The organism is Acinetobacter portensis (assembly GCF_023158935.1).
Classification (GTDB): Bacteria; Pseudomonadota; Gammaproteobacteria; order Pseudomonadales; family Moraxellaceae; genus Acinetobacter; species Acinetobacter faecalis.
Map to the genome: position 1 here is coordinate 2,178,325 of NZ_CP096120.1, position 12,902 is coordinate 2,191,226.

General features: G+C 38.4%; 8 protein-coding genes and 3 tRNA genes. 9 read left to right on the forward strand and 2 right to left on the reverse strand.

Translation table 11 applies throughout. From position 1 onward, the window contains the following. Positions 1-706 precede the first annotated feature (706 nt). From MZO21_RS10870 to MZO21_RS10890, 5 genes are all read left to right on the forward strand, one after another. Entirely contained in the window at positions 707-4,048 is a 3,342-nt protein-coding gene (locus MZO21_RS10870; protein WP_248101935.1) for an Rne/Rng family ribonuclease, read from the forward strand. Between the two features lie 180 nt (positions 4,049-4,228). Next, positions 4,229-6,070: a long-chain-acyl-CoA synthetase gene (locus MZO21_RS10875; RefSeq protein WP_154771797.1), complete on the forward strand. Its 1,842-nt coding sequence runs from the start codon at positions 4,229-4,231 to the stop codon at positions 6,068-6,070. A 196-nt stretch (positions 6,071-6,266) separates the two neighbouring features. Then, a tRNA-Lys gene (locus tag MZO21_RS10880) sits at positions 6,267-6,342 on the forward strand. 20 nt (positions 6,343-6,362) lie between these two features. Beyond that, positions 6,363-6,438, forward strand: a tRNA-Lys gene (locus MZO21_RS10885). A gap of 60 nt (positions 6,439-6,498) precedes the next feature. Beyond that, positions 6,499-6,574 (forward strand) — tRNA-Lys (locus MZO21_RS10890). Between the two features lie 257 nt (positions 6,575-6,831). Here MZO21_RS10890 and MZO21_RS10895 read toward each other — a convergent pair. Next, positions 6,832-7,440, reverse strand: a complete 609-nt coding sequence (locus tag MZO21_RS10895; RefSeq protein ID WP_154771798.1) for a hypothetical protein — start codon at positions 7,438-7,440, stop codon at positions 6,832-6,834. A gap of 243 nt (positions 7,441-7,683) precedes the next feature. On the opposite strand from MZO21_RS10895, the gene MZO21_RS10900 reads away from it, so the two are divergent. Beyond that, the gene (locus tag MZO21_RS10900) at positions 7,684-7,941 is read left to right on the forward strand and encodes a PspC domain-containing protein (protein ID WP_154771799.1); all 258 of its coding nucleotides are present in this window, start codon (positions 7,684-7,686) and stop codon (positions 7,939-7,941) included. Positions 7,942-8,002: 61 nt separating this feature from the next. Here MZO21_RS10900 and MZO21_RS10905 read toward each other — a convergent pair whose 3' ends face one another. Next, positions 8,003-9,106, reverse strand: a complete 1,104-nt coding sequence (locus MZO21_RS10905; RefSeq protein WP_154771800.1) for an HPP family protein — start codon at positions 9,104-9,106, stop codon at positions 8,003-8,005. Between the two features lie 243 nt (positions 9,107-9,349). Between MZO21_RS10905 and glyQ the strand changes: the two genes are divergently transcribed. The 3 genes from glyQ (at position 9,350) to MZO21_RS10920 (ending at position 12,893) form a co-directional block, all read left to right on the forward strand. Beyond that, entirely contained in the window at positions 9,350-10,333 is a 984-nt protein-coding gene (gene glyQ, locus MZO21_RS10910; protein ID WP_154771801.1) for a glycine--tRNA ligase subunit alpha, read from the forward strand. Beyond that, a complete protein-coding gene (gene glyS / locus MZO21_RS10915) occupies positions 10,333-12,402 on the forward strand; it encodes a glycine--tRNA ligase subunit beta (RefSeq protein WP_248101932.1) in 2,070 nt (689 codons plus the stop codon). The genes glyQ and glyS overlap by 1 nt, the downstream gene beginning before the upstream one ends. Before the next feature lie 71 nt (positions 12,403-12,473). Beyond that, the gene (locus MZO21_RS10920) at positions 12,474-12,893 is read left to right on the forward strand and encodes a hypothetical protein (RefSeq protein WP_248129637.1); all 420 of its coding nucleotides are present in this window, start codon (positions 12,474-12,476) and stop codon (positions 12,891-12,893) included. The last annotated feature ends 9 nt before the right edge of the window (positions 12,894-12,902 follow it).

The following is a 12,902-nucleotide window of genomic DNA, read 5'->3' on the forward strand; positions in this document are numbered from 1 at the left end:
CATTTGAGCTATACTTTTCACAAGAAACATAAGCTTAGCCCATAGGCAGATGATGCAAGGTTTGGTATAGTCGACATACGGAAACCATCGTTTGTGAGTTTGGTCTAATTTTTTCAGATTATTCTGAACATAATTATTCACGTTAATACTCACGGACACGAAAAGGTCCCAAAAGAATTATGCCGACGCCGAAGGCTTATTATATCGGCAAAAACACAAACTGTTGCGTTTAATTGTACCTCAGGTACATAAATCAGTTTGGCTTAAAAAATATGTCGCCAACTTAAAGTTGGTTTTAAACGTAAACTGATACACATCAGAAGAGTCGCTCCCTGATGCTAAATTCAGGCTACAGCGTTGATGTATTGGATCTGCACAGTTGCACAGGTACGATGATAATTCCGTATCAAGCCACCTTAAAAAAAGGATGTGCTTCGAGCACTGTGACAGTGAAAGTTATTCACATCCAATACACCGCTAGTCCGCCAGTGAATCGCACAGGTGACTTTAATCGTTTAAAGATTGAAGCCGTATTGTCATCATCGGTACGTAAATCATAAACCGAAGCCCACCTAAAAAGGCCGGTAAAAGAGAGCTCAAATCACAATGAGTTTATTTGAGATTTGAGCAGTTGATTCGTAGTTCTTGATGTTCGCTACGTGACCTAGCGATGCTTTGCTGTGTATCACTATAAGGTGTTACACCCATGAAACGTATGTTGATTAATGCAACACATGCCGAAGAAATTCGCGTTGCACTTGTCACTGGACAGCGTCTTTACGATTTCGACTTAGAGAATCGTACACGCGAACAAAAAAAATCAAACATCTATAAAGGTCACGTGACTCGCGTTGAACCTTCTTTAGAAGCTGTATTTGTAGAGTATGGTGCAGGTCGTCAAGGCTTCTTGTCTATGCGCGAAATTGCAAACTCATACTACAAGGCAGACCCTCGACAAACTTCTAATATTCGTGAACTTATTACTGAAGGTACTGAACTTTTAGTTCAAGTAGAAAAAGAAGAACGTGGTAACAAAGGTGCTGCGCTTTCTACTTTTATCTCACTTGCTGGTCGTTATTTGGTACTTATGCCAAACAACCCTAAAGGTGGCGGTATTAGTCGTCAAATTTCTGGTTCAGTTCGTGAAGAACTCAAAGAAATGTTAGCGTCATTAAATACTCCACGTGGTATGAGCGTTATTGTTCGTACAGCGGGTATTGGTCGCTCTAAAGAAGAATTACAACTAGACCTTCAACATTTGTTAGATCTTTGGGCTCAAATCCAAACTACTGCCAACTCAGGTCCATCTCCAATGTTAGTTCACCAAGAAGCAGGTGTTGTTACACGCGCTATTCGTGATTACTTACGTGATGATGTTGCTGAAATTTTAATTGATTCTGAGCAAGCATATAACGAAGCATATAACTTCGTAAAAGCGGTAATGCCACGTCAATTAGACAAACTAAAAACATATACATTAAATGAGCCTTTATTTGCTCATTTTGGTATTGAAAGCCAAATTCAAACTGCTTATGAGCGTGAAGTTAAACTTCCTTCAGGTGGTTCTATCGTTATTGATCAAACAGAAGCTTTAGTTTCTGTAGATATTAACTCTGCAAAATCAACTCGCGGACATGACGTAGAAGAAACAGCTTTAAATACAAACTTAGAAGCTGCTGAAGAAATTGCTCGCCAATTACGTTTACGTGATATTGGTGGTTTAGTTGTAATCGACTTCATCGATATGACGAAAGACCGCAACCAACGTATGGTTGAAGCGAAACTTCGTGAAGCAACTCAAAGTGACCGTGCCCGTATTCAGTTTGGTCAATTATCTCGCTTTGGTTTAATGGAAATGAGCCGTCAACGCTTACGTCCATCTTTAGAAGAAGCAACTGGTTATGTATGCCCTCGCTGTCATGGTACAGGTATGGTTCGTGACCTTCGTTCACTTTCGCTTTCTATTATGCGTAAAGTGGAAGAAATTGCACTTCGTGAACGCCAAGGTGAAGTTCAAGTTCAAGTTCCTGTTGAAATTGCAGCATTCATGCTCAATGAAAAACGTCACAGCCTTGTTTACTTAGAACAAACTTCTAATGTACGTGTAACTGTATTGCCTCACCCGCATTTAGAAACACCACATTACGAAATTTCATTTAACCCTGAAGGCTTTGCGCCAACAAGCTACGAACGTACTGAAGCGACTCGTAATAGCGAAAAAGAATTGGGTTATGAATCTTCAGAGTGGCATTTAGAAGAAGAGCAACACACTCATGCAGCAGCTCCTGCTCCTGCACAGCAAAATGCTCATAAAAACCAAAATCCAAATCAAAAGCGTCGTCCGCAACATGCGAACCAACAACAAGTTCAGCAACAGCAAGTAAAAGCTGCTCCCGCTCAAGCATCTACAAGCCCTTGTGCTTGGTTAGAAAACTTGTTTGTTCAAAAGCAAGCAACAACAATTGATCAATCTCGCACAGCAAACAATGCTGCATCTGCAATTGAACAAATGGTAAATGGTGGTGCTGTAAGTCGTGGTCAATTTGGTCAAGTAAATAACCAAGTTCAAGCCCCAACCCAACAACGTGCTCCTGTTGCGCAAGCAAATAATGCTTATTTGGCGCCTTCAAGTGTTGCGAACAAGTCTGAACAACGCGATCTAATGGACAAACCTTTAGAGCGCGATGAGAAGACTCAACGTCCAAACAACAACAAGAAGCCACGCAATAACAAGCACAAAGAACCGCGCGAACAAGTACAACAAGACAATGTACAACACCAAGTACATGAAGAAATTGTACAAGTATCTCGTCAAGAACAACGCCAAGATGCACGTGAAAACAAACGTAATTCTCGTCGTCATCACAACAATAATGATCAACAACAGCAAAATGAAGTTCTAAACAATGAACAACAAGCTGCTGTTCCACGTCGTGACCGCAATAACCAACAGCGTCCAAACCGTCCAAATCGCCACCGCGATCCAAGCGTATTGAACGAACAAGCAACTGCACCAGTCACTCCTGTTGTTGAAGCTACTATCGATCAAAATCACGTTAAAGTTGAAATGATTGATATCCCTCAACAAGAAGTGATGCCAACTGCTTTAGTTGTGAATGTTGATCAAGCTCAAAGTGAAATTATTGCTTTAAGCCAACCTCAAACTGCTGCTGTTGTTACACCTGTAGAAGCTGCAATTGTTGAAGAAACAAAACCAGCACCTGTACAAAAAGAAGTTGCCGAGAAAAAACCTCATGCACACAAAAAAGCTGATTATGCGAACAAACAAGCGCAGCAACCAGTAAAACGTGCAAGTAATGACCCTCGTCAAAATCGTCGTCAACGTAACGAACAAGCACAAGTTCCTGAGTTAAAACCAACTCAAGTTCCTACGCTTTCAAATTACACAGTGGATTCTTTAATCCGCCATGTATACGGCGATGACTGCTCTGTTCTTATTGAACAATTTGGATTAATTCCAACGTTCAATCGTGCATTGGCAAAATTCACTAGTGAATATGCTGCAAGCTTAGCATCTCAAAACGCAGCACCTGCTGCCGAGAAAAAGCCTGTAACACGCGATGTTGAAGTAAGTAAAGCAACTCCAGAAGCAGAACCAGCTCCTGTACTTGACCTTACGCCACCAAAACCTGTTTCAGACAATCGTGTTGCAAATGATCCGCGTGAGCGTCGTCGTTTAGCAAAACTTGCTGCCGAACAAGCGCATGAGCAAGCTAAACAAGCTCACATTGAAGCAGATAAAGCACAACAAGCTGAAGAAGCAACACCTGTTGTTGAAGAAGCAGTTACAGCACCTGTTGCAGAAATTGTTGAGGCTGTAGAAACAGTTGAGCCTGCTGTTGAAGCTCCGATTGAAACAACTACAGAATCAGTAGAAGAAACTGTAAGCGAAGTTGCTCAAGCAACTGAAACTACAGAAGATCAATCTGCTGAAGATTCTGCAACTTCAACGAAAGACAAGCCTGCAAGACCTCGTCGTCCTCGCGGTCGTCCACCGAAAAAAGTAGACACTACACCAGAGTCATAATTGACTTGTTGTAGGTAAAAAAATTCCAGTCATTTCGGTGACTGGTTTTTTTTTGGTAATTTTGTCAATTTAGGTTGATTGCACTAGTCAGAAACGATTAAAAGACAAGTGTAGTAATTTATTGAAATTCATCATAAACAAATAATGATGATACTGATTTACGAAAATAATAGGATTCTTATGAGCCATAATTCACAAAGCGATCTCATTGGTTTTAAAGAAGTTGCAGCAAAAATTCCTAAATTCATGAGTAAGTTACCTCATTTAGTGACTGGCCTTAAGCAAGCTTATTTACGTACTTCAAACTCTCCTGCGGGTCTAGGTATCGCATTTGAAAGCGCAGTTAAACGCAACCCTCAAGGCTGTGCTTTAAGATATCAAGATCAAGCATTTTCATATCAAGAATTAAATAATTGGGCAAACCAAATTGCTCACTATTACTTATCTATTGGTGCAAACAAAGGTGATGTTGTTGCACTTATGATGGAAAACCGCCCTGAAATGCTAGCAACAGTTCTCGGCTTAGCAAAAATTGGCGTTACTATTGCCCTTGTAAATACATCTCAAGTAGGCAAAGTTCTTGCACATAGCATTAATTTGGTAAAACCAATTGCTGTAATTTCGGGTGAAGAATGTTGTACTGCTGTAGATGAAATTCGTCATGACCTAGAAATTGCTGAAAATCGCTTTCACTGGTTTGCAGACAAAGAAACTTTAAAAGATGCAGGTGAAGCCCCAACAGGTTTTGTGAATTTGGCGCATGAAATTGCTAGCTTCCCAACATTTAACACACCTACGACTCACTCCGTTCAAGGTAAGGATGGATTATTCTACATTTATACATCGGGTACTACAGGTCTACCCAAAGCGGTTATTTTCACCAATAGCCGTTGGACTTTGGCGTATGGCACCTATGGTCATGTAATTGATTTCAAAGCTGATGATGTAATGTATTGCACCCTTCCGCTTTACCATGCAACAGGTATTGTTGTGTGTTGGTGTGGCGTTATTGCAAGTAGCGCAACGCTTGCAATTAGACGCAAATATTCAACATCTTCATTTTGGAAAGATGTACAAAAATTTGATGCCTCTGCCATTGGTTATGTAGGTGAACTTTGCCGTTACTTAATGGATGCACCTGAGTCTGAATTAGAAAAAGGTCACCGTGTTACCAAAATGATTGGTAACGGCATGCGCCCAAATATTTGGGATAAATTCAAAGCACGCTTTGGTATTGAAGAAGTTCTTGAACTTTACGCATCTAGCGAAGGAAATGTAGGTTTTAGCAATGTTTTCAACTTTGACAATACAGTTGGATTCTCCCCTACACCCTATGCAGTTATTCAATACGATAAAGAAAATAATGAACCTGTTCGTGACAAAAATGGTTGGTGTATAAAAGTTAAAAAAGGTGAAGTTGGCTTACTTGTAGGAAAAATCACACGTCGCTCACCTTTTGATGGCTATACAGATCCTGAAAAAAATAAAGCCGTCGTCATGACAAATGTATTGAAAAAAGACGATGCTTACTTCAATACAGGCGATTTAGTACGTGATATTGGCTTTAGGCATGCTCAATTTGTAGATCGTTTAGGTGATACTTTCCGTTGGAAAGGTGAAAATGTCTCTACAACCCAAGTTGAAAACATTGTTTCGGACTATGAAAAAATTACCGAAGCTGTTGTATATGGCGTAGAAATTCCAAATACGAATGGTCGTGCAGGCATGGCAGCCATTACTTTGCATGATGGTGCTCAATTAAATGAACAAGATTTATGCGATATGTTGACGGAATTTAAAAAATCATTGCCAGCTTACGCAATTCCAGTATTTTTACGTATTCAAGATACTGTAGAAACAACAGGTACATTCAAATATCAAAAAAGTAAGTTAAAAGAACAAGGCTTCAACATCCATCAAACGAATGAGAAGATTTTTGTTCTTTTACCAGGTTGCAATGAATATTGTGAACTTACAACTGAAATTTATAATGACATTGAAAGCTATAAATATAGATTTTAAAGACAAAAATTGCCTGTTTTTTGATTATATGATGTATTTTTGTTTTATTTATAATCAATCACAGGCAACTTTATAATTTTTTACTTGCGCTCATTTCATAACTTGCTACAATACGCTCCATCAAACGAAGTGGTGTTTAAAAACTTTCTAAGTTTTCTTGCACTACACATTCAAGCAACGCTTGAGTGCTGGTTCAGGGTCGTTAGCTCAGTTGGTAGAGCAGTAGACTTTTAATCTATTGGTCCCGCGTTCGAGTCGCGGACGACCCACCATTTCTTTTGACACCCCTGATGGGTCGTTAGCTCAGTTGGTAGAGCAGTAGACTTTTAATCTATTGGTCCCGCGTTCGAGTCGCGGACGACCCACCATCATTCTAAAACTTCTGTTTTAGAAACCATCAAATCTAATTTGATACAAAACCTTTGAATGGGTCGTTAGCTCAGTTGGTAGAGCAGTAGACTTTTAATCTATTGGTCCCGCGTTCGAGTCGCGGACGACCCACCATTCATCTTCAAAGCTCCTCATTCTTAATCCGCCAAAGAATCAAAACTTAGCTTTTTCAAATTAAAATACATCTCAAATTTTCCATTTTTTAATTCTCTACACTCGGAATAATATTCTTTAGTATCTCTATTGTTTTTTAATACATTATTTAAATAACTTTTAAACTTTAAGCATAGCAACTAAAAGCCATTACCTTATCTACTCACCACATATTTTATTAGATATAAAAAAAGCCCCATTAAAGGACTTTTTCAAAATTATGTTTCTCGCTTTATAACATAAGCTTCATGCGGAAATGGATGTCCATCTTGAAAGAACTTTTTATTCACTTCACTTTCATTCGCAATTTTATCTAAGTTCATAATTAAATTTTTATCTTTATCTATATCGTAAAAAAATTCTACACCACTCATACGAAGTAGAATAATTTGATGATTTATATCATCATATTTCCAGTGATCTTGACGATACTGATGCTCAGATGCAAAGGTAATAGAACCCGCGTGAATAATTGTTCTATGCGCTGTACCATCGGGTAATAAATTTAAAATAAAATCTGCTGTTCCTTTTTCACAGTAAACTATTGGGTCTTTGCAATCGACAACAACATGATAGCGTCCAACATAAGGAAGCGCATTGTCTGAAACAGATACACTTAAACCCTCTTCTTCAATAGGTACTGCGGTTTGCCCTGCAACATCTGTCAATTTTTTCCCTGTTACTGGCTCGTAATCATCTTTACTTGCTGTTTGAAAGGTTGCATTTTCATCAGCTGAAATTTCGCTAAATTGCTCTTGATTACAAGCTACCATCCCTAAAGCTAAAAGAGAAAAAATGCAATTCTGATATATCATGCGATTCAACATGAATTCACCTTTCATATAATATGAAGCCAGAAACTTTATTTAAATAATTACACAAATCACTTAATAATGAAACGTTTACTACACTGTCTCATATTAATGGTTATTTTAGGGTGATATAGAATACACAGATATAAGCAGTTACACATTTTAACGATTTAGTTTCTATAAAGACTTTAAATTTATAAATATAGCTCCATATTTTATATACAACTTACTGATTGTTCTAATTTTAAGGAGAACTAGATGACCAATGTTGGTTTATATCGCTCTAACCGCTCATCAATGATTGCTGGTGTAATGGGTGGTATTGCTGAACGTTTTGGTTGGAATGCAAATTTACTTCGCATTATTTTTATTGTCGTTTCAATTATGAGCGCAGCATTTCCAGGTATTTTGGTTTATTTAATTCTTTGGTTCTTAATGCCTAAAAAGCAAATTGAATTACAGTATACATCTGGTTATGAAACACCTATGCGTACTGTAAATGATGACCGAGCCTAAACTTTTGACCTTGTGGTCGCTACGATATTTTCCCCAAGATATCGTAGCTTTTTTTTGCCTACTATTTTCCACTTTCCCGAAGTTGCTGATTTAAAACAGCAATCATATCGGCTCGACTAATAATCCCTATAAGCTTTTTATTTTCAACAACAGGAATGTAGTTAAAAGAACGCTCCACAAAATATGGAATAAGTGTTTGAATAGATTGATCAGGCTTAACTGTAATGACTTTTTTATTCATAATATCTTGTACCTGATTCCCCCACGCAAACTTCATATCAGGTTCGCGATTAAAGCACTCCATCACATCATATAAAGCCAAAGTTCCAATCAAAATATTTTGCGTATTCACAACGGGTAAACTCATCAAATTTATTTGTTTAAATTTTGCTAAAACATCTTTAACTTCATCATTTTCATATAAGCAAATAACATCTTTAGTCATGATGTCACCACAGGTATATGTTTCAGGCTTTCTAGCGTCTGCTAAATACTGGGCTTCTAAAATAATATGTTGTAAATCATATTCACTAATATCAAGAAGTTCAGTTTGTTTTGCTAATACTTGCTGAATATCTTTTGGCTGAACAGATACCTTCTGCAAAGCTGTAGGGTCTGCCGATCGTGTATTGATTTGAGCTTTCTGTGGATATTGTTTTCCCATAAATCTATTAAATATAACTGCAATGATCAACAGTAAAATAGAATTCAATAAAACAGGATATAAAACAAAAGCATAACCTAAATTATGCACCTCTCCCCCACCTAATACCGCGGTAATAGCGACAGCACCACTTGGTGGATGTAATGAGTCTGTTGTCATCATAAGAAAAATAGACAATGCAACAGCAACACTAAAAGCAATTGTTAAATTAGGAATCCATAAAGCGCAACTTACGCCAATTATGCCTGCTATTGTATTCCCAACCACCACATTCCAAGGTTGAGCCAAAGGACTCGCAGCAACTGCAAATAATAAAACCGCAGATGCTCCCATGGGTGCGATATACCAAGCATTAAAACCATTTAGCGCAATCCAACTGATCAACGAGGACAATCCCAGTCCAAGCAACGCGCCAACTGCACAAATCAAACGGTCTTTTAAAGTTAATATTTTGAAATTAGGCTTTAGCGTATTTAACCAGTTGGCTTGATTTTGAAGCATATTCTGCCTACATATTCATTTTTATGATTTGCAACAGTATAAAACTATCAAAGCTTTAAGATGTATTCATTTTATATCTTATGGTTATTGTTTAAACTGAATTTCAACACCATCTTTTTTGCTATAAATTCAGTCTTGAAATAAATTGTTTAAACATTCGTCCTTTTATTCATAACCTTTGCCACTCTCCTGCAAAATCCTTATAATTGAGGGCAATTCTTCTCTAATTTTAAGTGGATGACCATGAGTCGCGCCATATCGCATATTGATACTTTCCAAGGCTTAATTCTTGCCTTACAAAACTACTGGGCTGAACAAGGCTGTGTAATTTTACAACCTTACGATATGGAAATGGGCGCAGGCACATTCCACACAGCTACTTTCTTACGTGCTTTAGGCCCTGAAACTTGGAATGCTGCTTACGTTCAGCCTTCACGTCGTCCTAAAGATGGTCGTTATGGTGAAAACCCAAACCGCCTACAACACTACTACCAATTCCAAGTAGTGCTTAAGCCAAACCCAGACAACATCCAACAGCTTTATTTAGACTCTTTAAAAGCAATTGGTATTGATCCTTTAGTTCATGACATTCGTTTTGTAGAAGATAACTGGGAATCTCCAACTTTAGGCGCTTGGGGCTTAGGTTGGGAAGTTTGGCTAAACGGTATGGAAGTGACTCAATTTACTTACTTCCAACAAGTGGGCGGTGTTGAATGCTACCCAGTAACAGGTGAAATCACTTACGGTCTTGAACGTTTAGCAATGTACCTTCAAGGTGTAGATTCTGTTTACGATCTTGTTTGGACAAAAGGTCAATTTGGCACAGTAACTTACGGCGATGTATTCCATCAAAATGAAGTTGAGCAATCGACTTATAACTTCGAATATGCAAACGTAGAAAAAATGTTTGAATTGTTCGACTTCTACGAAGCTGAAGCATCTCGCTTAATGGAAGCTGAACTTCCACTTCCTGCATACGAACAAGTAATTAAGGCATCTCATAGCTTTAACTTACTCGATGCGCGCGGTGCAATTTCTGTAACTGAACGTCAGCGTTATATTTTACGTGTACGTACATTGGCTCGTGCTATTGCACAAAGTTATGTTGCTGCTCGTGCGAAGCTTGGCTTCCCAATGGCAGAACCTGCACTTCGTGATGAAGTTCTTGCACAATTAAAAGCGCAAGTTGAAGCGGAAGCAAAAGTTGAATCTAAGGAGAGCAAATAATGTCTAAACATACAGTATTGTTCGAATTAGGCTGTGAAGAACTTCCCCCAAAAAGCTTAAAAAAATTACGTGATGCATTACAAACAGAAACTGTAAAAGGCTTAAAAGATGCCGGTCTTGCATTCGACTCAATCGAAGCATATGCAGCACCACGTCGTTTAGCACTAAAAATTGTAAATGTAGATGCTGCGCAAGCAGACACACAAAAACGTTTTGATGGCCCTGCAAAACAAGCAGCTTTTGATGCTGAAGGCAATGCAACGAAAGCTTTAGAAGGCTTCATGCGTGGTCAAGGGATCACTGTAGATCAAGTAACAACTTTCCAAGCAGGTAAAGTTGAAAAAGTTTGCTACTTAAAAGATGTAAAAGGTCAAAGCCTTGACGTTTTACTTCCACAAATTTTACAAAATGCGTTGGATAATCTTCCAATTGCGAAACGCATGCGTTCTGCGGCAAGCCGTACCGAATTTGTGCGTCCTGTAAAATGGGTTGTATTGCTTAAAGACAACAATGTGATTGATGCAACAATTCAAGATCACAAAGCAGGTAACTTGACTTATGGTCACCGTTTCCACGCACCTGAAGCAATTACTTTAGCAAATGCAGAGGAATACTTAGCGAAGTTAAAAGCAGCTTACGTTGTTGCTAACTTTGAAGAGCGTCAGGCAATTATTGACGGTCAAGTGAAAGCATTGGCTGATGAAGTAAATGCAATTGCAATTGTACCTTCTGACCTTCGTGACGAAGTAACTGCACTAGTTGAATGGCCTGTTGCACTTCGTGCAAGCTTCGAAGAACGCTTCCTTGCTGTTCCTCAAGAAGCATTGATTACGACCATGCAGGACAACCAAAAGTACTTCTGTTTGGTAAATGCTGACAACAAACTTCAACCTTACTTCATTACTGTGTCAAATATTGAGTCGAAAGACCCGACACAAATTATTGAAGGTAACGAGAAAGTTGTTCGTCCACGTTTGTCGGATGCTGAATTCTTCTTCTTACAAGACCAAAAACAACCGCTTGCTTCTCGTAAAGAGAAACTTGCAAATATGGTTTTCCAAGCAGAATTGGGTACGCTTTGGAATAAGTCAGAACGTATTGCGAAACTTGCTGTTGCGCTTGCGCCTATTACAGGTGCAAAAGCGGAAGATGCTGAAAAAGCCGCACTTCTTGCAAAATGTGACTTAACGTCTGAACTTGTGGGTGAATTCCCTGAACTTCAAGGTATTGCGGGTACTTACTACGCACGTATTGAAGGCGAAAACGATGAAGTTGCAGAAGCTTTAGGTGAGCAGTATTTACCTAAATTCGCAGGCGATGTTTTACCGAAAACTAAAACAGGTACTGCAATTGCTTTAGCTGACCGTTTAGATACGCTCACAGGTATTTTTGGTATTGGTCAAGCGCCTACAGGTTCTAAAGACCCATTTGCGCTTCGTCGTTCTGCAATTGGTATTTTGCGTCTTGTAACTGAAAACAATCTTGATGTGTCTATTGAAGATTTAATCAAGCTTGCTTTGGCTGCTTATGGCAATGTATTGAAAGATCACGATAAGACTTTAAATGATGCTGTTGCATTTTTAGAAGGTCGTTACCGTGCGAAATACGAAGACCAAGGCGTTGCTGTAGATGTAATTCAAGCAGTTCAAGCATTATCGCCAAAATCTCCTTTAGATTTTGACAAGCGTGTAAATGCGGTGAATCACTTCCGTGCATTGCCTGAAGCTGCTGCACTTGCTGCTGCAAACAAACGTGTTGCCAACATTCTTGCGAAAGAAGAATCACCAACAGGTGCTGTGGTTGAAGCAAACTTGGTTGAAGATGCTGAAAAAGCATTATTCGCTGAACTTGCGAAAATTACACCTGTGGTTGAGCCGTTATTTGCCGCGAAAGACTACACTGCTGCCCTTTCTGCTTTAGCTGCACTTCGTGCGCCTGTAGATGCTTTCTTTGAAGGTGTAATGGTAATGGCAGATGATGCTAACTTGAAAGCGAACCGTTTACGTATGCTTGCTCAATTACGTGACTTGTTTACGAAAGTGGCTGATATTTCGGTGCTTCAGCATTAAGCCTTAAATGCTTGTAAAATAAAGAAAACCCCGCTATAAATTAGCGGGGTTTTTATTTGCAGATTAATCTTTTGAATATATTATCGGCTTTATTACAATATATTATTTTAACAATCTTGGCGTTAGCAATTTATTTTAGCGTGTCTAAATTAAACGGAGTACCACTAACAAGTATCCGAACAGATATCATTTATTTGTGTTCAGCCACAGCAACAATCTTTGGTTTTCTAATTATTATAAAAAGTCTTAATATTTGGAAAGAACAACACAATAAAACTACTTTAAAAGATTTTTCTTTAGAAACTTGGAAGGAACATGAGAAGTTTCATAATAATTTCATATTCCTAATAGATTTTAGGCAAAATTTAAATGAGGAACCTGACAAATATTTAAATCCTGAGATTATTCAGGAATACAATAATATGATTAAGGAACTCAGCTTAAATGGTCTAAGTAGCTCTATCAAAAGGCTTTGTTGCACAAAGATTTGAAATGCAAAG